The 22,490-nt window shown below is 39.8% G+C and carries 17 protein-coding genes; 10 read left to right on the top strand and 7 right to left on the bottom strand.

Annotated features, from left to right (window positions below):
- The first annotated feature begins 49 nt into the window (after positions 1–49).
- Complete coding sequence (locus UYK_RS0101920) at positions 50–1,615, top strand: YcjF family protein (RefSeq protein ID WP_009455413.1); 1,566 nt, start codon at positions 50–52, stop codon at positions 1,613–1,615.
- A gap of 189 nt (positions 1,616–1,804) precedes the next feature.
- Here UYK_RS0101920 and UYK_RS0101915 read toward each other — a convergent pair whose 3' ends face one another.
- Positions 1,805–3,274 (bottom strand): MFS transporter, encoded by a 1,470-nt coding sequence (locus UYK_RS0101915; protein ID WP_009455412.1) that lies wholly within the window; start codon positions 3,272–3,274, stop codon positions 1,805–1,807.
- Between the two features lie 637 nt (positions 3,275–3,911).
- On the opposite strand from UYK_RS0101915, the gene UYK_RS0101910 reads away from it, so the two are divergent.
- The gene (locus UYK_RS0101910) at positions 3,912–4,688 is read left to right on the top strand and encodes a sterol desaturase family protein (protein WP_009455411.1); all 777 of its coding nucleotides are present in this window, start codon (positions 3,912–3,914) and stop codon (positions 4,686–4,688) included.
- An 841-nt stretch (positions 4,689–5,529) separates the two neighbouring features.
- Here UYK_RS0101910 and pcrA read toward each other — a convergent pair.
- Positions 5,530–7,866, bottom strand: coding sequence for a DNA helicase PcrA (pcrA, locus tag UYK_RS0101905; RefSeq protein WP_009455410.1), 2,337 nt, complete (start codon positions 7,864–7,866; stop codon positions 5,530–5,532).
- 222 nt (positions 7,867–8,088) lie between these two features.
- Here pcrA and UYK_RS23970 point away from each other — a divergent pair, with 222 nt between their 5' ends.
- Together UYK_RS23970 and UYK_RS0101895 are read left to right on the top strand one after the other, a co-directional pair.
- Entirely contained in the window at positions 8,089–9,369 is a 1,281-nt protein-coding gene (locus tag UYK_RS23970; RefSeq protein ID WP_235182297.1) for a sensor histidine kinase, read from the top strand.
- Positions 9,370–10,239: 870 nt separating this feature from the next.
- On the top strand, positions 10,240–10,515 hold the full coding sequence (locus UYK_RS0101895; protein ID WP_026086333.1) for a hypothetical protein: 276 nt from the start codon (positions 10,240–10,242) through the stop codon (positions 10,513–10,515).
- A gap of 73 nt (positions 10,516–10,588) precedes the next feature.
- On the opposite strand, the gene ylqF is transcribed toward UYK_RS0101895, so the two are convergent.
- Positions 10,589–11,470, bottom strand: a complete 882-nt coding sequence (gene ylqF, locus UYK_RS0101890) for a ribosome biogenesis GTPase YlqF (protein WP_009455407.1) — start codon at positions 11,468–11,470, stop codon at positions 10,589–10,591.
- Positions 11,471–11,777: 307 nt separating this feature from the next.
- Entirely contained in the window at positions 11,778–12,164 is a 387-nt protein-coding gene (locus UYK_RS0101885) for a VOC family protein (RefSeq protein ID WP_026086332.1), read from the bottom strand.
- A gap of 247 nt (positions 12,165–12,411) precedes the next feature.
- Between UYK_RS0101885 and UYK_RS0101880 the strand changes: the two genes are divergently transcribed.
- Positions 12,412–13,089 (top strand): hypothetical protein, encoded by a 678-nt coding sequence (locus tag UYK_RS0101880; RefSeq protein WP_009455405.1) that lies wholly within the window; start codon positions 12,412–12,414, stop codon positions 13,087–13,089.
- Positions 13,090–13,095: 6 nt separating this feature from the next.
- On the opposite strand, the gene UYK_RS0101875 is transcribed toward UYK_RS0101880, so the two are convergent.
- Both UYK_RS0101875 and UYK_RS0101870 read right to left on the bottom strand, forming a co-directional pair.
- On the bottom strand, positions 13,096–14,124 hold the full coding sequence (locus tag UYK_RS0101875) for a GGDEF domain-containing protein (protein ID WP_016870815.1): 1,029 nt from the start codon (positions 14,122–14,124) through the stop codon (positions 13,096–13,098).
- Between the two features lie 1,011 nt (positions 14,125–15,135).
- Positions 15,136–15,339, bottom strand: a complete 204-nt coding sequence (locus UYK_RS0101870) for a heavy-metal-associated domain-containing protein (protein ID WP_009455403.1) — start codon at positions 15,337–15,339, stop codon at positions 15,136–15,138.
- Between the two features lie 387 nt (positions 15,340–15,726).
- On the opposite strand from UYK_RS0101870, the gene alaS reads away from it, so the two are divergent.
- Both alaS and UYK_RS0101860 read left to right on the top strand, forming a co-directional pair.
- Positions 15,727–18,390, top strand: coding sequence for an alanine--tRNA ligase (gene alaS, locus UYK_RS0101865; RefSeq protein ID WP_009455399.1), 2,664 nt, complete (start codon positions 15,727–15,729; stop codon positions 18,388–18,390).
- Between the two features lie 229 nt (positions 18,391–18,619).
- Complete coding sequence (locus UYK_RS0101860; protein ID WP_026086331.1) at positions 18,620–18,970, top strand: hypothetical protein; 351 nt, start codon at positions 18,620–18,622, stop codon at positions 18,968–18,970.
- 94 nt (positions 18,971–19,064) lie between these two features.
- Here UYK_RS0101860 and UYK_RS0101855 read toward each other — a convergent pair whose 3' ends face one another.
- On the bottom strand, positions 19,065–19,439 hold the full coding sequence (locus UYK_RS0101855) for a DUF4870 domain-containing protein (RefSeq protein ID WP_009455395.1): 375 nt from the start codon (positions 19,437–19,439) through the stop codon (positions 19,065–19,067).
- A 581-nt stretch (positions 19,440–20,020) separates the two neighbouring features.
- Between UYK_RS0101855 and UYK_RS0101850 the strand changes: the two genes are divergently transcribed.
- The 3 genes from UYK_RS0101850 (at position 20,021) to UYK_RS0101840 (ending at position 22,465) form a co-directional block, all read left to right on the top strand.
- Entirely contained in the window at positions 20,021–20,281 is a 261-nt protein-coding gene (locus tag UYK_RS0101850; RefSeq protein ID WP_009455393.1) for a hypothetical protein, read from the top strand.
- 22 nt (positions 20,282–20,303) lie between these two features.
- Positions 20,304–20,693, top strand: coding sequence for a GFA family protein (locus tag UYK_RS0101845; RefSeq protein WP_016870810.1), 390 nt, complete (start codon positions 20,304–20,306; stop codon positions 20,691–20,693).
- Between the two features lie 644 nt (positions 20,694–21,337).
- Complete coding sequence (locus tag UYK_RS0101840; RefSeq protein WP_009455390.1) at positions 21,338–22,465, top strand: DUF6745 domain-containing protein; 1,128 nt, start codon at positions 21,338–21,340, stop codon at positions 22,463–22,465.
- The last annotated feature ends 25 nt before the right edge of the window (positions 22,466–22,490 follow it).

Below are 22,490 nucleotides of genomic sequence, written 5' to 3'. Positions count from 1 at the left end.
CTAACTGACAACTGAATTTGCCTTCTGCCTTTTTTAGCCTGTGCCATCCATGCCTCTGTCGCGTATCGTTACGCTTATTGTCGGTCTAATCGTCATTTTGGGACTTTGCCTGTGGCTGATTGACTCTCTGTCACGGCTTTATTGGCAGTTGTCCTATTCTCCCTTTTTGGGCAATTTACTCCTGTTTTTGATCGTTGTCTTAATTGGTGCTTTAATTGCTGCCTTTGTCTATTACGTATTGGTACTTCAAGCTGGCGAGACGCGATCGCGCCGTACCAAAAGACAACGTCAACAAGTGCAAATCCCCGCCGCCAAATCAGAAGCAGCTTCTTCCACCCTGCAAGCTGTGAAGCAACAAGTAGCCCAAATTCAAGATGAAGTCGCCCGTCAAGCCTTACTCAGTAAATCGCGAGAAATTGAAGCCAACCTCAAACGAGGTGAAATTCAAGTCGTGGTGTTTGGTACTGGTAGTGCTGGCAAAACTTCTTTGGTAAATGCGATTTTAGGACGTATGGTAGGCAGAGTAGATGCACCCATGGGAACTACCACCGCAGGAGAAACCTATTGTATGCGCTTACGGGGTTTAGAGCGCAAGATTTTAATTACCGATACGCCAGGAATCTTAGAAGCAGGCATAGCGGGTACTGAGAGAGAACAGCTAGCCAGAGAACTAGCAACATCAGCAGATTTACTGTTATTTGTAGTAGATAATGACCTCAGACGCTCGGAATATGAGCCTTTACGAGCCTTAGCAGAAATCGGAAAACGCTCTTTGTTAGTGCTAAATAAAACAGACCTGTACACAGAAGAGGATAAAGAAGCCATCCTCGCTAGATTGCGGCAAAGAGTACGAGGGTTTATTGCTGCTAGCGATGTGGTAGCAATTTCTGCCAATCCCCAACCCGCCCAGCTAGAAACTGGCGAAATGTTCCAACCAGAGCCAGAAATTATACCCTTGCTGCGGCGAATGGCGGCAATTTTACGTGCAGAAGGTGAAGATTTAGTGGCAGATAACATTCTTCTGCAATCGCTGCGTCTAGGAGAAGAAGCGCGCAAACTAATTGATAGTCAACGTCGCCGTCAAGCTGACAAAATCGTAGAACGATTTCAGTGGATTGGTGCAGGAGTGGTGTCAGTTACACCATTACCCATGGTAGATTTACTGGCAACAGCTGCTGTCAACGCCCAAATGGTTGTAGAAATTGGCAGAGTTTACGGTTGTGAATTAAACATGGAACGGGGGCGGGAATTAGCGCTGTCTCTGGCGAAAACAATCGCCGGTTTAGGGATTGTTAAAGGTGCATTGGAGTTACTTTCTACAGCTTTGCAACTCAATGTCGGTACTTTTATTATCGGTAGAGGAATTCAAGGTGTGACAGCTGCGTATCTGACACGCATCGCTGGTAAAAGCTTTATTGAATACTTTCGTAATGATCAAGATTGGGGCGACGGCGGGATGACGGAGGTAGTGCAGCGTCAGTTTCAACTTAATCGCCGCGATGAATTTATGAAGGCTTTTATCCAAGAAGCGATCGCACGAGTTGTTAGACCTTTGCAAGGGAATGCAGAACTGATGGAAGAAGAGGAAGAAAAGAGATTAGGAAGTGGAGATTAGGTTGCTAGTTAGAGATTGGCATTGAAAAATTATCAGTATCTTAATTACAATTACCCATTACCCATTACCAATTACCAACCCCAACGGATAATATAAGTCCTCAAGCGGACATGAAATGCACCATGCTGCATCAAAAAATGAAATCCTTCCTCTTGAAGGAAGGATTTTTGTTGTGTACTAACCCTTGTGTTAAGCCGCCATTTTCTCTGCTGAAACTAACGCTAGTTTTGCCTTAAAGGGCAGGATTTTTCCCATCACATGAACAATTGGCTTGCTGCGTGGTTCTTGTACAAATACCAGAGGTAATAGCGCCACTAATCGCACAGTAGTTGAAAGGGCAAATAATCCAGGTAAGCCACCGATAATATCTAGCTGGGCTAGGAAACCGCCAACTGTCGAACCTAAACCACCAGTAACACCAGTAACAGCTGCTGCGATCGCAAAATACTGAGAAGGACGATCCAAGGGTGCCATTTCCATCTGAATATTACTGTTGCATAACTCGATCGCTGCTCCAAAACCGCCAGTTACCAAGTGGATAAGCGGTAGCCATAGCCACACAGAAACTGAGTTATTGCCAGCAGCCAACCAGAATAAGGGTGTTAATGCTATTAAAATGCCAACTAACAATAACACTGGACGATTTCCTACTCTATCCGCCAGCTTGCCCCAGAGTACTAACATAACTAAGTTAGCTCCAGCTATCAAACTGGTGTAAATTGTGACTGTACTTAGGTTTAAGCCTAAGTTTTTCAGCATGTAAAGGTTAAAAAACGGGGCGCTGAGGTTCATTGCGAATGTCCACAGGCCAAAATAGAGCAAAAATTTCAAGAAATTGAGGTCTTTAAGGAAACTAAACGCCTTTGGTTGCTCACTGCTAAAAATTTTCTCCTGTTGGGATAAGGCTTCGCCAGAGTGGAAATTTTGTGGATTGACATCTACCATCCAAAACTGACACGCCAAACTGACTAGACCAATAACCACTCCCAGCAACAAAAGTATGCCATAACCTTGGATTGTGCCACCAGGCCAGACCGAGACAGCAAATCCGAGTAATGGCACAGACAAGAGATTAGCTAAGCTAGCAGCACTATTGCGAAAACCAAAATAACGCCCTCGCAAGCGAGGAGGAACTAAAGCAGCCATCCAGCTGAACCAGGCGCAACCGCCCAAGGCTCCTAAAACATTGGTGACTAGAATTATTCCCAGTGTCCAGATTACTAATTGGTGGGGTGCGGTATTAGAACAGGAGAACCAGGCAATACCCGCCACTAAAATCAACCAAAGTAGCCTAGAAGAACCGAAAATCGCCAGAGTATACCAATGGCGGCTAGAAGTGCGATCGGCAAGATAAGCTCCCACTGGTTGCAAAAAATTTACCAGCAGGGGAATTGAAGATAGCAAGCCAATTTCTACTGGACTAGCACCCAGCTGGAGTAAAAAGTTCACCAGTAATACACCGCCAGTAATATTGGAAAAAATGGTAGCAAACACTCCATCTAGGGTTGATGCCTTCAGGCTAGTTCGAGTGGCTTGCTTAGAAATTTTCGGCGGTGAGTCTGGCTTGAGTATCGGGTCTGATACTGTTAGGGGTTGTAGTAGTTCTATATGAGGCAGGTGTTCTAGTACTTCTTCAGTAGAGGTAGATAGAGTCTTCACTAGAGGAAAATATTAATTTAGTTGTGTTAAGTTGGACAAGTAAAGATTCAGTCCACCTGTCTCGGTGGTTATAACCTGAACGATACGATGACGATCAAGGTTGAGTAACAGCCAGGAGGATGATAGATTTTTCAATCTATCGAAATAAAAAGTAAAATATGATATTCTATCTAATGACTCAAGCGTCTATGGCTAGGAATAGTTAAACATTACGGCATATTAAGCATACAAAACAATATTTAAGTGCTCGAGTGCTATTAATTTCTTTTTAACCATAGTCTCCCTACTCACAAGATATTGCCAAACTATAGGCTAGGCTTGGATAAGGTAAGAATATTTATGACCAGTGAGTAAAATTACTCTTTTGATGGAACTGTAACATTATATTTCTTAACTATTCACGATTATAATTGTTTGGAAATAAATTGCAATAATCTAGAAAAATTTAAATATAATTTACATCACATTGGCATAGATTTAACCATCTCAATACGTCGGGTTGTTGAGGTCTTCCTGTGAAGTAAGCACCCCATCTAGTTTCACCGGTGGATTGGAAGTGTCAAATTAACACTGCTTGCGATAGAAGTTAGGAATCATTAAAAATGTTACGCTTCAATCTGTAAATTAACTGAATTGAGTGCAAACTTTGTTGTTGATTTTAGAGAAGTTAGGGTTATATTGGTTGGCATTTTTCGGGATTATTCTAGTCCGATACTTTCTCATTGCAGGGGGAACATACTGCTTCTTCTATTCACTGATGGGAAAGGCTTTGGTAAAGCGGGGGCTAAATGTGAAACTTGCCCAGTGGAAATCAATTCGACAGGATGTCGAACTCTCGGTTCTCTCTGCGGTATTTTTTGGACTTTGCGCCGCGCTTATTCTCTCAGCATACGATTCGGGCGTAACACTCTTGTACACTTGTGTAAGCCAGTATGGACTGTGGTATTTAGGGGTTAGCTTTGTTGCAGTACTTATCCTCCAGGATACATACTTTTACTTTATCCATCGAGCGTTTCACAACCCTTTGCTTTTTAAGTGGCTGCACTATGGTCATCATCGTTCAGGACATCCAACACCTTGGACTTCCTTTGCTTTCGACTTGCCAGAAGCGGTTTTACAAGGTCTTTTCTTTGTAGGGATTGTCTTCCTGATTCCACTTCATTTCATCACTTTGATTGCTGTGCTGATGACAATGACTATATGGGCTGTATTAACTCATCTCGGATTTGAGCTATTTCCCTCATGGTTTTTTCGCCAATGGTTTGGCAAGTGGTTTATTGGTTCGACCCATCACTCAATACATCACCGTAAGTATAAAGTACACTACGGGCTATACTTCACGTTTTGGGATAAGCTGCTTGGCACTCATGACCCTAATTATGAGAAGGAGTTTACCTCTCCTTCAAGAAAATAATCTAAGGACAATATTGCATAAATTTATAGCGAAATATACTTATCCCTTAAAGTTTACATAAAAATCCAATTTTAGTATCAATACAGCCAATTTATAAGCTTTTTTTAACTACTAGTTGATGTTTAGAAAATCAATCAAAAGACTAAAATTTAGTCATGCACTAATGTCGAATTTCAGGTGTGTCAAGCTAGCTCCTGACGAGGGGAAATCTCTGCTCTTTATTTGCATTGCTTAAAATTTAACCAGAAAATAGTTACATCATATTATGTTTTATTTTATTTTTGATATTCACCTAAGTAACAAAAACTAACATATAAGTTAATAAGTGTTACTTTATACTATTTATATTTATTATGCCCGTTATACTGTTTTTCAGGTTCTACCTGGGAATTACTTAGAAGTGGCTCTGCCACTTCTTTTTCTGCAAGGTATTTTGTCGATGAATTTTCTCACTACTTTAACAGTCGCATCATTTATTGAATTCCATATATCGATACAAAAAAACCACAATAAATGTAAATATGACATATAGATTTATACAGATTTATACACATGCAGTAATTAAAGTGTATTAAACCTAGAAAGAACATGCTGTTGATTGGTCAGGTAACATCTCTCAGCGGAGTTCCGATTAAAACCATTCGCTATTACAATTAGACCTCTTGCAAAAGTCCTAGATGCATGGAACAAGTAGGATAGAGTTGGGTAGTATTGATGACATACGAACCAGTAAAAAGCTTGAAACCAGAAGACTTTAAACGCTTGTGTGGTGTACGACCAGAAACGTCATAAAACTAGAATTACTGGAGTTAGTTTTTCCATATTGCATCCTCGCACTCCCCTAATCCACCCGTTGTAACTGTGCAACTTGAGGATCAACAATTTTTTGACCAAGTTGATCAAACTTAATCGCTACAGAAATTTTTCTCCCAGAACCAAAGACGTGTGTAATTTCACCTTCGCCAAAGATTTTGTGCAAGACACGATCGCCTACTTGCCATTTTTCCTCAACGCTTTGTCTGGCTTTTGTTGCGCGTTGTGGAACGCTACCGTTGGCAGTTTTGCTGTAAGCAACTCTACCCGGACGATGGGTAACTAATAATTCTTCTGGTAATTCGTCGAGGAATTGCGATCGCACTGCGGGTTCCCGATTTCCATAAAGGCGGCGTTCCCGGGCGTGGGAGAGAAATAACCTTTCTTGGGCGCGAGTAATCCCCACATAACACAAACGGCGTTCTTCTTCTAAAGCTGAGGGATCGTTCATGGAACGATAGTTAGGAAATAGTCCCTGTTCTAACCCCACCATATACACCACAGGAAACTCTAACCCCTTAGAAGCGTGGAGAGTCATCAGGGAAACAGCTGCTTGTCCTTCTTTGAGATTATCTAAATCGGAACTCAGAGCAGCACTAGCAAGGAAATCTCCCAAAGAAACCTCTTCGTTTTCCTCTTCAAATTGGCGTACGGCGTTAAACAATTCCTGGACGTTTTGGACTCTGTCTTCTGCTTCATCTGTTCCCTGGCTCATTAAGTCTTGCACATATCCAGAGTCTTCTAATATACCTTGTAAAATCTGGGAAGCTGGCACGGTTGCTAATTCTGCTTGCCAACGGCTAATCATGGCTGCGAAGTTATTTACAGACTTGGCAGAACGCCCAGATAAGGTATTAACTGATGTTTCGTCGCTCAGTATTTCCCACAAAGTCGTGCCTAATTCTTGAGCAGCACCAACTAAGTTGTCAATTGTCGCTTTACCGATTCCCCGGCGCGGAGTGTTGATTACCCGTAATAAACTGACTGTATCCGCGGGGTTAGCGATCACTCTTAAATAGGCGAGTACATCTTTAATTTCTTTGCGGTCATAAAATTTTAACCCACCGACAACGGTGTAGGGAATTTGGGCGCGGACTAAAAGATCCTCAAAGGGGCGAGATTGGGCGTTGGTGCGATAAAGTATAGCAAAACTTCCCCAGTTTAATTCCGGGTTTTCTCTTTCTAAATTGCGAATTTGATTGATCACAAATTCGGCTTCCGCAATTTCATCATCAGCTTTGAAAAAATAAATCTGTTCACCTGCACCTCTGGTAGCGCGGAGAACTTTATCAATGCGTTGGGTATTATTTTCAATTAATTGGTTGGCAGCTTGGAGAATATTTTCACAGGAGCGATAATTTTCTTCTAGTTTTACCATTGTCCTGGTATCTTCATCCGGCAAACCATCACCAAAGTCTTGCTGAAACTCAAGCAAAATAGTAAAGTCAGCCATCCGAAAAGAATAGATTGATTGGTCAGCGTCACCAACAACAAAAACCGAGCGATCGCGCCAATCCCAATTATTCTTATTTGTTTCACCATGGGTCACCAATAACCGAATCAAATCATATTGAGTCCGATTAGTATCTTGATACTCATCTACTAAAATATGGCGAAACTTGTGATACCAATAACCCAATACCTGCTCGTTTTGCTGAAACAATTTTACAGGTACGAGAATTAAATCATCAAAATCTAAGGCATTATTTTCTGCCAGCCTATCTTGATATTTACTATAAACTTCCGCGATCACTCTTCCTCGGTAATTTGGTTGTTCCCTCTCATAATCCTGGGGTGATAAACCTTTGTTTTTGGCGTTGCTAATGGCGTAGCGTACCGAACGTGGTTCAAATTTTTTATCGTCTAAGTTTAACTGCTTAGTGACGATTTCTTTCACCAGACTTTGGGCGTCAGATTCATCAAAAATAGAAAAATTACGATTCCAACGACGTCCTTTTTCATCTTGGTATTTTTCGATATCAAAGCGGAGAATCCGAGAAAACAAACTGTGGAAAGTCCCACACCACAATTCTTTGATATAAGAACGCCAAACTCGGGATTTTAATCTGACTTGATCGTATTCTGGCAGTAAGTCAAAACGCTCACCAAATTCTGCGATCGCCAATTGTTCGGCAAATAATTTTTGAATACGTTCTTTCATTTCCCGTGCAGCTTTGTTGGTGAAAGTCACTGCCAGGATATTTTCAGGATCGACACGATGTTGCAAAATCAGATTAGCAATGCGATAAGTAAGCGCTCGTGTTTTGCCGGAACCTGCACCAGCAACAACTAGCAAAGGGCCACAAAAGTGTTCAACAGCGCGGCGCTGACTGGGGTTGAGGTGACTGAGAAAGTCAATAGTCATTAGTCAAGTGTCAATAATCAATAGTAATTAGTTAATAGGTTAAGGGTCAAGGGTTGTTAACTACTAATAACAACCAACCACTAACCAATGTACAGATGTGCCATGGCACGTCTGGTACAACATTAACAATCATCACGCGAAATATATTTTTTCACGCTAACTTGTTTATTTTGACAAAAAATATTCCTTAAAATAGACGAACTATCACTTTTTATATGGTGCATGAACTCAAATGTACCGGAGATAATACAGTGGAATTTATTAGTAGTTTTTTTTTACAGTGGGAATTTTATACCCCACGGTCATTGTTATCTATGGAAGCTGGAGTTAGTATGGCTGCATATCTTAACAGATTCGCTTATTGCTCTGTCTTACTTCTCAATTCCACTGACACTAATTTATTTTGTCCGTAAAAGGCAAGATGTGCCATTCAAGAGTCTATTTATTTTATTTGGGGCCTTTATTATCTCTTGTGGCACTACTCATATTATGGGTGTATGGACGCTATGGCATCCTGACTATTGGTTATCAGGTACCATTAAAGCTGTCACGGCTATAGTTTCGTTTTATACTGCTTTAACCTTAATACCTCTAGTTCCCCAAGCACTTGCGCTTCCTAGTCCAGCACAACTAGAAGCGGCGAATAACGCTTTACAAAACGAAATTATCGAACGCAAGCGCGTAGAACGTGAGTTACGTGAATATAAAGAAAATTTAGAAGAATTAGTTGAACAACGTACAGCTGAACTTGCCAAAACGAATGAACTACTCCAGCAAGAAGTTACCCAACGTCAGCAGTCTCAAGAGAAAATGGCATTGTTGGTAAAAGAATTAGAAAGTACCAATAAAGAGTTAAACGATTTTGCCTATATAGTATCCCATGATTTAAAAGCACCGCTCAGAGGAATTAGTTCGTTATCAGAATGGTTATTAGCTGATTATGCAGATAAATTTGATCATGAAGGTAAAGAATTAATTAATCTGTTAATTTTTAGAGTCCACAAAATTCATAATTTAATAGATGCAATCTTAGAATACTCACGAGTTGGACGTATTAAAGAAGAGAGCAGACGAGTAAATTTAAATGATGTAGTCACAGAAGTAATTGAATTACTCCAACCAATCGAAAATATCCAAATCGAAATAGCTAACCAATTACCTGTAATTAAATTTGAAAAAACTCGGATAGAACAAGTATTTCAAAACTTATTGAGTAACGCCATCAAATTCATAGACAAGCCACAAGGTAAGATCACAATTGCTTGTACTGAAAAGAATGGATATTGGCAAATAAGTATCACAGATAACGGCCCTGGGATTGAAAAACAACATTTTGAACGAATATTTAAAATTTTTCAAAAACTAACCGATCATAAAAACCCAAATAGTACCGGAATCGGACTTGCTATCGTTAAAAAAATTATAGAAATGTATGGAGGCGAAGTTTGGGTGGAATCAGAGTTAGGTGTAGGTAGTACATTCTTTTTTACATTGAAGAAATAGTAATCAATCAACTATCTACATGTGTTCATCGCCTTGCACGATGTTCGTTTTTAAAACATACGTGAGTTTGACGGAACCTCACCCCTACACCTCTCCGACGCGGAGAGGGGCTTAAATATAATGTTTATGTTTTCAGGTATCTTCCCTTGATGAATTAAAGTAAGCAAGTTTTTCTGCATAATGCCCTATGTAATTGACTTGAAAATTTTTATATTTTTCAAATCTCTTTACCTTCAAATTGAATTGATACGCATATTATGCTATTAAGATACTTAACTGTAACTCATATGCAATATTTGTAAATTATTAGTCAAAAAATCAATCACTATACCCAAATATTAGGCATGTACAAGAGATGAAGAGTGGCAGTTTATTGATGATGTAACAGCAGCAAGAACACTTTTCTACCAGCTTACAGAAACTATTGCACTTTTGTTACAGCAGTATTGAGAACCTCAGACTGCTATGCAATTTTTGAAAAAAAACTCAGTAGGCGTTCATTCCTTGTTTCTTGTTAAGTGTCCCTTTTTAAGAGTTCCCTGTCTTTAGGAGTTTTCAGGAATCAAATCGGTTGCTACAGTATGAGGAAAAAATCAAAAATTATTTACAGAATATATGATGTGTAACATGCTTGTTATGATGAGTATGGTATCATTGCTAATTCAATCTATAGCAATCAAAATTCGGTATAAGTACTGATTTATCTATATGAGTGATTCCATTAACATTTATCTACGAATAAAAGTTTTAGCTGAAGCGTAAGTGATAAAGGTAACAGCATTTTTTTGAACACATAATATCAACAATTGTATGTCATGAATTAATCAAATTCATTTTTGCTGAATCTGAGAGATGAAAGGAGAGCTTAAGGTGAACAAGATTCAATTGTCTTTGGTTATTAGTTACCTACTGATGACCTGCTATTTTTTGATTAACTGGTTGAGATTTAATTTGCGCCATCCCGTCGATTCTCCTGAGGATAAATTTTTATCTTTAGTGTTGTTGGCGATCGCAATTATCTGCTGGCCCCTGGTCATTCCCATACATTGTTTACAAACTTTCAAAACCAGACAATTTGAATTCAGCGCTGTGGTTCCTGCACTGGTTGCGATCTCTGCGTTTGGATTAGTGCTTTACATAACTTAGTAATTAAACAGATAAAAGTTTTACATCATACTTAAATTTAGCTGTGATTTTAATTAATTTTGCAACTTTCCCATCAATTTGGCGGAAGTTCCAAGGGAAGTGTACCCAAAAATCCCTTGCGAAAATCAGTTAAGATTTGGCGTGCAGTTCGTTCGACATCACCTTTATGACGTAATTCTGATAAGTTGTGCAAGTATGATTCGCCTGTGGAAGATGTAGGATCGAGATCATAGCGCGATCGCAAAGGATTCTCTGGTAACACATCAGGCGCGATCGCATAAAGTTCATTCACTAAATCTACGAATGCTGCTGCTATTAATTGATTATCGTAAGCTGCTTCACCAATATCGTCACAAACAGCCAATTTCAATCCCGCTTCTTGATCTTCTAACTTAGCAGGAATTACACCAGGAGCATCCAGTAATTCCAAGTCTTCGGAAATTCGCACCCAACGCAATTGACGAGTCACCCCAGGACGCGCTGCACTCTCCACTACTCGCCGTCCCACCAAGCGATTAATTAAAGCTGACTTGCCAACATTAGGAAAACCAATTACCACAGCCCGGACTGGGCGGGGTAACATACCGCGATCGCGTCTTCTTTGATTGAGTTCCACACCAGTAGCTTGGGTTGCTTTTGATACCGCCGTGACTCCTTGACCTTGTTGGGCATTGGTAAAAAAAACTTGTTCACCTTGGCGTTTAAACCAGTCTGCCCACAACTGGCGTACTTGCTCAGAAATCATATCTAAGCGGTTCAACACCAACAACCGTTTTTTATTCCCTATCCATTGTGGTATCTGGGGATGGAAGGTTGACAAAGGAATGCGGGCATCCCGTACCTCTAGCACCACATCTACAAGCTTGAGTTGTTCTTTGAGGTTTTTTTCAGCTTTGGCAATGTGACCGGGATACCACTGAATCAAATTTAATTTATAGTTTTGATTTATACCCATTTTTCTTATCTTTTGACATTAGTTATTAATGAGAAGGCAAAAGGGAAACCCTATAAATAATGGGATTTCGTTCTTAGGATGCTAAGTAGACTCGTTGTACTTTTAGCTTGATACAAATCTTATGATCTTTTCCACGAAATAAATTCGTGTACATTAGGGTAAATCAAAATTTCGCTTTTCTTACACCCCTACATCCTTATACCGTTTCACTATAAGTTTGATAAATTTAGCGACTAGGAGACAAGGAGGACAAGGAAGACAGGGGAGAGGATTTGTATCAATAATTTTGTGAAATGGTATTACTCCCCTACATCCCTTTTTTGAGTTCAGACTGATGTAAAATCAAACGATTGCCATCAGGGTCATAAGCATAAATTTCTCTACCGTGGGATGCAATGATGATTTCCCCTGGTGGGGGATAGCCTAAAGCTGTTAAATGAGCGATCGCATCCTCTAAATTTCTCACCTCTAAACACAAGCTAATTTTGCTTTTAGTTGAATACTCAAATTCTAAATAATGGGTTGGTTTTGGTTTAAATATTCCTAATTTTAAACTAGGTAGTTGGAACTCAGCATAGACATTAGATATGATATGTTCGGGTTTTTGATTAAAAAGATTAGTATAAAAACTAACTAATCTTTCAAATTCAAAAGATGCGAAAGTTACAAGTGCGTCAGTAAATTGAAATAGCATAAAACCCCAACTACAAACTGGTTGCATTGTAAGATTGTTTTTACATCTTGGCAGTACCCCGGAGTGCGTGGAGTGTGTAGACGCGCTCTGCGTGGCTTCCCGTAGGGTGGAGTATGGGGAATAACCAACCACTAACTACTAACCATTGACCATTGAGTTAACTTTAATTTTGCCGATCTACTTAGAGTTGCTGCGATCGCTTCATAATGAAATTAAGAAATGTTAAGCAGCAAGATTTCAGTCTAGTATGAGCAAAACCGCCCTGAATTTAGTTGCAATTTTTGTCTTTCTCATGACCCTTTCGACTCTACTGGGGTCAATGTTTAATTTATCGCCCACCGTACCAGCGCTTGCGACTTTCACGATTTTGGGGATAGCCACTTTCGATTCTTTCGGCTTGCAAGGTAAGGGGGGAACTATATTTTTAGATTGGGTAGCGGGGTTTTCACCGAAACACAGAGAACGCATCATTCATCACGAAGCTGGACATTTTTTGGTTGCGTATCTGTTGGGTATTCCCGTCATCGGCTATACCCTCAGTGCTTGGGAAGCTTGGAAGCAAAAACAACCAGGACAAGGCGGTGTCAGTTTTGATGATGCTGAGTTAGCATCTCAACTAGAATGGGGTAAGCTAACCGCCCAAATGCTAGACCGTTACTGTACTGTATGGATGGCGGGTATTACTGCTGAAACTTTAGTATATGAAAATGCTGAAGGTGGAGCTGATGATAAAAGCAAATTAGCAGGCGTTTTGAAGAGTTTGGGTTTTTCTGCGTCTGCTTGCGAACAAAAACAACGTTTTTGTGCGTTGCAAGCTAAAACCCTCCTGCAAGAAAATTGGTCGGCTTATCAAGCTTTGGTAGATGCGATGCGACAGAAGGCTACAGTAGCAGAATGCGTAAAAATTATTGACGAGAAATTATAAAATTTTTTAAGAAGAAACTACCCGGAGATGGGAGGTATGGTGAGAAAAGTACTTCTCATAGCTAATTACACAGTTACGTCCAGCCGCTTTAGCTTGCAATAAACATTGATCAGCGCGGTTCAACAGGCTGATACCGTTAACATCATCTTCCATTCGCAGACAAGCTGTTCCCAAGCTAATGGTGATGTTGATTGAGAGTTGATTGTTGATTGCAAATGGCTGTTCGCTGACTATACGATTGAGACGACGCGCCACCACTACTGCTTCATCGCAACTTGTGTGGCTGAGAATAATCACAAATTCCTCTCCGCCATAACGAAAAGCAGTATCTTGATATCGGAGATTTTGCCGCAGTCGGTTGGATAATAACTGTAAAAGGCGATCGCCAACTAAATGACCATAAGAATCGTTAACTTTTTTAAAATAATCAACATCTAAAATAATCAAACTCAAAGGAGTGCCATTAGTACGGGCTTTTTGGATTTGTCTGGGTAAATCCCACTCTAAAGCCCGACGATTACTCAATTCTGTCAGTGAATCAGCTAAAGCGATCGCTAACAACAAATCATTTGTCCGGATCAAATCACGGTATTTCTGTGCTTTTCGCAAACCAATAGTTAACTGTGCTAGCAACAAGTTTTGGCTAGCGGTTAACTCTGCTGAGGTAGAATCTGTTTCTTCTAGAGGTAGCCATATATAAGCATCAGCCCCTTCCCTAAGGGCGATCGAAGTCATTTCTAATTCCCACTCTCTGCCATACCTACTTCTATCAAGAAGTAATTGAGAGCGATCCTCCAAAAGAATACAGTAGATCCAAGATAATTTTGTTTGTTCTTTTAACCAATAACAGAGTTCCATGCTGCCATCACAGCTTGTCTGGACAATTAATATATCGGGCGGCGTAATTTGAATGCGAGATATCGCCTGATTAAGATTAGTGATAACTTCTAAATTAAAAGAGTTTGCATCATGGATCTGATCTGGAAGCTTGGCGATAAAGTTATCACTTCCAAAGATCAGAATAGAAATCTTCATTGTTTTGCTTTTTGCCCCATTTTAACTTTGAGGGAATGGTTTTAGTGAACCCTATTCAGGTTTACTCTCTTTACTATAAATACCTACATATTTAGCTAGGGGTATTACCCCTCATTTTATTGTCTCGTTGTCCGAACTACAAGCGATTTTCAATGTTTATCTCCTTAAAATACTAATCTTTACTACAGTGTCTAGAGTTAAAATTTCTGATACCTAATTTCTGCCCAGATAACCTTAATTTCAAACAGTATAAATACTGAATAATCTTTTTAAGTATAAAAGTATTACTGTAATTTCCTGGAGTCTATTATCCAAAATTCTACGGTGATAATAAAATTACATGAATTACTATTCTTGAACATGCAATCACTTCCTCAGTATAAGTTTCAGGTATTATTGTACTGGCATCAAGAGCATGAATAATTTGATGAAATTTTCCGTAAAAACCATTACGTACTTAATTTCCTTTAGAAAGAGAGTATATCTATCACTTCGGTATCAAACAAGTGTGAATTTTGTCAAAAATTTGTAGACGCACTTTACTTGATAAAGCAGCGCGAAAAACAGGCGGTTCTCGTCGAGGTTAATCCCCCGGAGGATCAGTGAGTTTCCTAAGGGTGGGTAAGCTTTTCAAGACAGTCATTCACGCTGCTGTTTTGGCACAACGAAATTCTGTCATCTGCCACGCCAGGTAGTTTTTGCTGGGAGACCCGTCTACCGCACTGGCTCCTGTGCCTTATTTTCAAAACAGATTTTGGATCGAACCTACAGATTTTTCAGGGGGCTTGTACCATCAAGGAATTATTGCCTACGAATCAACAAACAATTCAAAAATCATAATTTAGAAGAATTACAGAAATAAAATTAAAGAAGGTAAAAAGAATTAACAACTTGCAAAAGATAATTTTGTAAGAGTAGGGTAAAGAATATTTCTACCCGCTTAATCTTTCCTCCTTATTTCTTTGACCGATAGTTCCTTGATGGGACAAGGTTAATCCGAATTTTTAGTTATTATTGATAGCCTTCAATAGTGTATCCAGCTGCAACAATTGCTTGTTTAATAGACTCTTCTGATGCTGCGGATTCTACGGTTACAGTTTTACCTTTGACATCCACCGCGACTTTTGCATCAGGTTCCATTGTGTGGATAGATTCTACAATTGTACTGGCACAATCCTCACAAGATATATTTGGGACGGTTAATTTCAGGGCCATGAACAACCTCGGTACGTAAAAATACTACAATCTTGAGATTTTTATTTTATGGAACAAACTTAAACTCCTCATCCTACTAAAGTCAGGAAAATGTGCAGCTTCATATAGCGGCACATTTGACAGCAACTTTGTCACAAGTTAGTTATGCAATTACACTGAACAAGTAAATCCTCCTTCAGAAGTCTTACGTAGTTAGTGGCACAGAAGTCCTTTTCTGCGGCATACTTTTTCTGTAAGAGAGACTAGTTAGTGGTTGGTAGAGACGTGAGGAACATCGCGTCTGTACATTGGTTAGTGGTTTGGGGATGATGTTAAACAACCAACAACCAACAACCAACAACCAACAACTAACAGTTCTCTAACTCCCTAGTCTTAGTGTAATAACCCATGTCTTTTCATCCCCACTACCTCAGCGGTAACGAAATACGCGCCTTATTCCTTGACTTCTATGCCCAACGGGGACACCAGATTCTCCCAAGTGCTTCCCTCGTTCCAGAAGATCCAACAGTACTGCTGACGATCGCGGGGATGCTACCATTTAAACCGATATTTTTAGGACAACGCACACCAGAGTTCAAACGGGCGACGACTTCCCAAAAATGCATCCGCACCAACGATATCGAAAACGTCGGCCGTACCAAACGGCATCATACGTTTTTTGAAATGTTGGGTAACTTCAGCTTTGGTGACTATTTCAAAGAACAGGCGATCGCTTGGGGTTGGGAAATCTCTACAACTGTCTTTAAATTACCCCCAGAACGCCTAGTTGTCAGCGTCTACGAAGAAGATGACGAAGCTTACGCCATCTGGCGGGATAAAATCGGCGTCCCTGAAAAGCGCATCAAACGCATGGGTGCAGAGGATAACTTCTGGGCATCTGGCCCCACCGGCCCCTGTGGTCCCTGTTCAGAAATATACTATGATTTCCATCCAGAACAAGGCAACGACAATATAGATTTAGAAGACGACACTCGGTTCATCGAGTTTTACAACCTCGTCTTCATGCAATACAACCGTGATGCAGAAGGCAATCTCACACCCCTTGCCAACAAAAACATTGATACCGGCATGGGTTTAGAGAGGATGGCGCAGATTCTTCAAAGCGTTCCCAACAACTACGAAACTGATTTAATTTTCCCGATTATTAAAAAAGCGGCAGAAATTGCTGGTATTGACTACCATAAATCAGACGAGAAAAACCAAGTTTCCCTCAAAATAATCGGCGATCACACTCGCGCCGTCGTCCACATGATCGCTGATGAAATTCGCGCTTCCAATGTCGGACGAGGTTATGTGCTGCGGCGTCTCATTCGGCGTCTGGTACGACACGGACGCTTAATTGGCATTTACCGTAAAGACGTTACATGTAACGTCTTTACACCCCAAGTTGCTGAGGTTGCCATTTCCCTCGCTGAAGACGCTTACCCCAATCTCCGCCAACGGGAAAATAGCATTAAAGCAGAATTGCAACGAGAAGAATCTCGCTTTTTACAAACTTTGGAAAGAGGCGAAAAGCTACTTGAGGAAATTATTGCTCAGGTGAAGCAACAGGGCAAAACCCAAATTAACGGTGAAGATGCTTTCACATTGTTTGATACTTATGGTTTCCCCTTAGAATTAACTCAAGAAATTGCTCAAGAAAACAACTTAACAATTGATGTTGCTGGCTTCGATGCAGAAATGGAAAAGCAGAGACAACGCGCCAGAAAAGCCCACGAAACCATCGATTTAACTGTGCAAGGTTCGCTCGACAAACTAGCAGAACATATCCACGCCACGGAATTTTTGGGCTACGCACAACCAACAGCAACTGCAAAAGTGGAAGCGATACTTGTCAATGGTATTGCTGAAGAAGAAGCAGAAGCAGGAACAGACGTGCAAATAGTCCTCGACAAAACGCCATTTTATGCAGAGTCGGGCGGACAAATTGGCGACAAGGGTTATCTAAGTGGTGAGGGTGTCGTTGTTACTATTAACGATGTCAAGAAAGAATCAGATTTTCATGTCCACTTCGGACGCATCGAACGGGGTACACTGAGAGTCGGCGATACTGTTTCCGCCCAAATCGATCGCGCTTGTCGCCGTCGCGCCCAAGCTAACCACACCGCCACTCACCTACTGCAAGCGGCGTTAAAGAAAATCGTCGATGATTCGATCTCCCAGGCGGGTTCTTTAGTCGACTTTGACAGATTGCGCTTTGACTTCAACTGTCCTCGGGCGTTGACTGCTGAGGAGATTCAGCAAATTGAAGAACAGGTAAACACTTGGATTGCTGAGGCGCACTCTGCGAAAGTAGCAATTTTGCCCATCGCAGAAGCAAAAGCGAAAGGTGCGATCGCCATGTTTGGCGAAAAATATGGTGACGAGGTACGCGTGATTGATTTCCCTGGCGTGTCAATGGAATTGTGCGGTGGAACTCACGTAAGTAATACTGCTGAGATTGGTGTGTTTAAAATCATTTCGGAAGCTGGAGTTGCTTCTGGGGTACGGCGAATCGAAGCGGTTTCCGGCCCAGCTATACTAGACTACTTAAATGTCCGGGATACGGTAGTCAAAGATTTAAGCGACAGATTCAAAGTTAAACCAGAAGAGTTACCAGACAGAATTACGGTTCTGCAAAACGAACTCAAAAACACCCAAAAGGAATTAGAAAACCTCAAATCACAGTTGGCAATTGTTAAATCTGATCAACTCCTGCAAACAGTGGAAACTGTAGGCAATTATAAAATTCTCGTCGCCCAGCTAGAAGACGTTGACGCAGAGTCTTTGAAAACTGCGGCGGAACGCTTGCAGCAAAAACTTGGTGCAGGTGCGGCGGTGGTGTTAGGTTCTGTCCCGGAAGTCGGGAAAGTTAGTTTAGTGGCTGCTTTTTCGCCGGAAGTGAATCAGAAAGGACTGCAAGCTGGTAAATTTATCGGTGCGATCGCCAAAATTTGTGGCGGTGGCGGCGGTGGAAGACCGAATTTGGCACAAGCCGGTGGACGGAATGCAAGTAAATTACCAGAGGCTTTGGAGAAAGCCAAAGGCGAGTTAAAGTCAGCGTTGGGTTAGATAAAGCTTAACCTATCCTTTATTTTTGATTGAGTACAAATTAAGGATAAAACTAAATACGCTTGGTGTTAGTACTCTTTGTGTCTTAGTGTCTTAGTGGTTTCAAGATTATCTTTTTCACCACAAAGTCACCAAGACACCAAGAGAAACCCTAACTGAGATTGAGGCTGGTGAAAGCTTGCTGATTATACAAGTCTTTGGTATGCGACAAACATATTTTATAGTAAAAATGTACTATAAACAAATTTCGATTATAATTCAAAAACTAGCCAAAACTCTAGGGGTTGATTTTGTTGAGCTTGTTGCTGAAGTTTTGGAAAATTTGATTGATGATCAATATCCAATAAATTCCCGTCATGAACCTTTACCAGGGAAAATTCAGCTACTTGAAGGATGGACTTTTCACAATTTGGAGTTGAAGGTTTCCAAAGGAGCTTCTGGACAAGTCAGATTGATGTATTTGGTTAACAATATTGACTGTGTAATTAAACTGGTGTGGATTTATAATCACGAACAGTTTGCTAAACGTCCTGCGGGAAAAGACTTGAAGAGTGTGATTAAGGAAATTCTTGAATTTTGATCAACGGTAGAATGCGATCGCATCCTAAAACAAAAAAAGGGACGCTTATTTCAATCCCTTTTCCAAAAATAAACTTGATCTTGAGCTGGAACGATTAGAAGAGTCGAAAAATAAACGGATAATGTACAGGTACATCGGGATTGCTGAAACACTTTAATAATGCCCAGATTGTCAGTCCCCAGTGCAATAGAAAACCAAAAGCAACAACAGGAAAGAACAAAATCCCGCCGATACCAAAGGTTAGGAAAGATAGAATTCCAATAGGGACTCCGATGACGGTTCCCCAAAACCAAACATTCAAGTGAAAATTAATTGATTCTTTGGCGTTGCTTTTCACAACTGGATCGTCGGAAATTAAGTTAATTACAATTGGAACTCCAATTGAAAACAACGCTGTACTAAAGAAAATCGCTCCATGACACAGAGATGATAGCAATTTGCGCTTATCGGAATCATATGTGACTTGCATCCTGGTAGCTCTCCAATTCGCTTTCTAGCTTTGATTGTAGCGATCGCCTTATAAATTTAGTATTGCAGGTTGCCGTACTAGCAAGTTTTTAGGCTTTTGCTGTAGACAGATTAACTTTGACTGCCATAGCTCAAATATCGGTAATGATGTTTACCGAACTCTACAATTTTCTATTAGCAGAGTGATACTAATAAATTATCATAAACCTGAGAAAGTGCTAGAACAGAATTAAGAAACGCTTTGAGTTAAGATTCATCTTTTGGAGGCAAATAGCCTGCCAATTTATTACTTAGTTAGTTAATATTGATATCTGCGAATTGAACTAACACTCAAAAAACCGAATGTCATCAAACCAAAGTATAGTTGTGGGTTCGAGAATATGCTGAGTTTGGAGAAGTTTTACTCCCACTAGTAAATACAGTCCACTTGAGTGGACTTAAACTATTAGCCAAGAAATTTATTTCTTGGCGGACGCAAAAACTGGTGCAATATCTCAAAATACCCGTTTAAGATCACAACAGAGATAAAATAAAGTAAGGCAAAGTCCTAATTTTAACATTACTTCAAAAAGGCGGGAAAAAATGGGTCGTTTAAATCCTTACTCTTTACAAATGCAAATTACCCAGATGTTTGAACAAGGGCAATCATTTTTTGCCACAACTAAAGTACAAGAATGGTTGAAAGAGCGTAATCATAATCCCGCAGATTACGATATTATTTTCCACAAAAAACCTGCCCCTCCAGGTTCTAAAGAAGTGATGGTAGTAGAAATTGAATTGCGGCGCAAAGACGGACAACCAGTAGATCCTTGGTTGCAAGAACAAGCTAATTTACATGCTTAAAACCTAGCATTTCTCTATTCACATGACAAGCAATATCCAAGAATCAGTCACATACACAGGCGGATGCCATTGTGGCGCGGTACGTTTTCAAGTTGTAGTTGATAGGCATAAAGCCGATGATTGCAACTGTTCTATTTGCAGAAAAAAAGGATTTCTGCATTTGATCGTGCCAAAAGATAAATTTACATTACTCCAAGGCGATGATGTATTAACAACTTACACATTTAATACAGGAGTTGCTCAGCATAAATTTTGTTGCATTTGTGGAATACACTCTTTTTATATTCCTCGCAGTCATCCAGACAGCATAGATGTTAACATCCGTTGTCTAGATGGTGATGTAGTGAAAAAGTTTGAAATTGTACCTTTTGACGGGGCTAATTGGGAGCAAAATATACACAAGTTACGGTAAGTTAAATCAGCGATCGCTCTATAGCTACTAACAAATATTAAGCTTGATTTTGGTCGTGTAATTACAAATTGCCTATCTTCTCAAATTCTCTAACAAATGTAAAAAATACTTGTATTTAAAAATATTTAATAAATTCGTCTGAAAACTAGTTGTTTCTTATACACCATAGCTATAATGTAAAAATTTTAGACTGCTCTAACCCAGCTAAGCCTTTAAATCCACATTCTAACTACTATTGGCTTAACCAGAAAGAAATTATTTTATTTGTCTGTGGAAAAATAAAGATTGATACCAGGTATATATTTATTGTTGCATATCTCTTGTCTTCTCATGATTATTAATGTTATTTCTAAGTTAACTGTGTAATAGTAATAATTATGATCACTTTCTAAGAGATGCTAGTCTAACTTAGAGATTAAGGTCATCTATTTTGTATAGAACATACGATTTTAGCCATCATCTTTGTTGATGTGACAGTTGAAAGTAAAGAATGCTGATTTTATTAACTTAGTAACAATGTTCTTGATTGTTTTTAGCGATTAGTTACGACTATTGCAATAGTGAAAAGCTAACAGAAACTACCGCAGACTTGTAAAGTTGGAGTTACTTTGAAAATATAACATATTAACTAAACCTATTTTAGTATGTCATACCAATTTGCAAAACTAAGTCTAGAACAGGAGAATTTAGTTCCAATTTATCAACGCAAGTGGAGAAATATTGCTCTTTCAACTCAGCGAGTTGACCGAAAAAAAGCAGCTGAGGCAGTTAAAGAAGTTTATGCTTTTTGTGGTCTTGCTACACCAGAAGTAGTATTTTGTGAAAGCCCCTATGAGGCTATGAGTAAAGCTTTACCAAGCTGTGAGAATTTAATTATTCCAAGCTTGGTGCAGAGATTGTTACAATTACGTTTACGTATATTAAAGTTATTTCCGGCTCAGGCAAGATATTATCAAGATCCTATTGCTATTCAAAGACCCGATAATATTAATGTACACATTCACACCACATTGTATTATCAATTTCTTTCTTACATGAAATCTTTAGAACAGCAGTTAAACACTGACTTAGGATATCTCGTAGAGTTAGAAATTGAAGTAAATTTATCAGCACTGTATCATCAACTGCAAAATGAATTGGGCAAACAATATGACGGTAACTTTATACCTGCTGCTACATTTTGCAGCTATTGCAGTTGGTTAGAATTTTGGAAATCTGCATTAAATTACACTGCTGATCAAGAGTTATTGCAGTTGTTTCAATCTTTGGCTAAATCTTGTGGTTGGATTTTTCCTTATAAAAGAGTAGCAGTAGTGTGCGATCGCCCCACCAAACTGTGCTTTGACAGCAGTAATCGCCTCCACGCTGAAGGTGAAACTGCGATTGAATTTGCCGACGGGTACAACCTTTACGCCTACCACGGTATTACTTTGCCAGAAAAATATGGTAAGCTACACCCCCAACAATGGCAAGCACAATGGTTATTGCAAGAAGATAACGCCGAACTGCGGCGAGTATTGATTCAGGGTATCGGCTACGCTCGTATTATCGAACAATTACAAGCATCTGAGTTAGATCGTTATCGAGAATACACATTATTAAAAATAGAGAACGATGTAGATATAGAACCAATTTATTTATTAAAAATGACTTGTCCTAGCACAGGATATATTCATGTATTGCGTGTGCCACCAAATGTACAATCTGCACAAGAAGCAATTACTTGGGCGAATTGGGGAATTGCACCGACAGAATTTGCTATGCAAACTTGATTGGAGGCACTATTTTGTAGTGGCG

Origin of the sequence: Fischerella thermalis PCC 7521 (genome assembly GCF_000317225.1) — a bacterium.
GTDB classification, from domain to species: domain Bacteria; phylum Cyanobacteriota; class Cyanobacteriia; order Cyanobacteriales; family Nostocaceae; genus Fischerella; species Fischerella thermalis.
This window is presented reverse-complemented; position numbering and strand designations above follow the sequence as displayed.

Bases quoted from the DNA above. Each gene is read 5' to 3' on its own strand.
- UYK_RS0101920 (WP_009455413.1), top strand. From the start codon at position 50: ATGCCTCTGTCGCGTATCGTTACGCTTATTGTCGGTCTAATCGTCATT.
- pcrA (WP_009455410.1), bottom strand. From the start codon at position 7,866: ATGACTATTGACTTTCTCAGTCACCTCAACCCCAGTCAGCGCCGCGCT.
- UYK_RS23970 (WP_235182297.1), top strand. From the start codon at position 8,089: ATGAACTCAAATGTACCGGAGATAATACAGTGGAATTTATTAGTAGTT.
- ylqF (WP_009455407.1), bottom strand. From the start codon at position 11,470: ATGGGTATAAATCAAAACTATAAATTAAATTTGATTCAGTGGTATCCC.
- UYK_RS0101885 (WP_026086332.1), bottom strand. From the start codon at position 12,164: ATGCTATTTCAATTTACTGACGCACTTGTAACTTTCGCATCTTTTGAA.
- UYK_RS0101880 (WP_009455405.1), top strand. From the start codon at position 12,412: ATGAGCAAAACCGCCCTGAATTTAGTTGCAATTTTTGTCTTTCTCATG.
- UYK_RS0101875 (WP_016870815.1), bottom strand. From the start codon at position 14,124: ATGAAGATTTCTATTCTGATCTTTGGAAGTGATAACTTTATCGCCAAG.
- UYK_RS0101870 (WP_009455403.1), bottom strand. From the start codon at position 15,339: ATGGCCCTGAAATTAACCGTCCCAAATATATCTTGTGAGGATTGTGCC.
- alaS (WP_009455399.1), top strand. From the start codon at position 15,727: ATGTCTTTTCATCCCCACTACCTCAGCGGTAACGAAATACGCGCCTTA.
- UYK_RS0101860 (WP_026086331.1), top strand. From the start codon at position 18,620: ATGTACTATAAACAAATTTCGATTATAATTCAAAAACTAGCCAAAACT.
- UYK_RS0101855 (WP_009455395.1), bottom strand. From the start codon at position 19,439: ATGCAAGTCACATATGATTCCGATAAGCGCAAATTGCTATCATCTCTG.
- UYK_RS0101850 (WP_009455393.1), top strand. From the start codon at position 20,021: ATGGGTCGTTTAAATCCTTACTCTTTACAAATGCAAATTACCCAGATG.
- UYK_RS0101845 (WP_016870810.1), top strand. From the start codon at position 20,304: ATGACAAGCAATATCCAAGAATCAGTCACATACACAGGCGGATGCCAT.
- UYK_RS0101840 (WP_009455390.1), top strand. From the start codon at position 21,338: ATGTCATACCAATTTGCAAAACTAAGTCTAGAACAGGAGAATTTAGTT.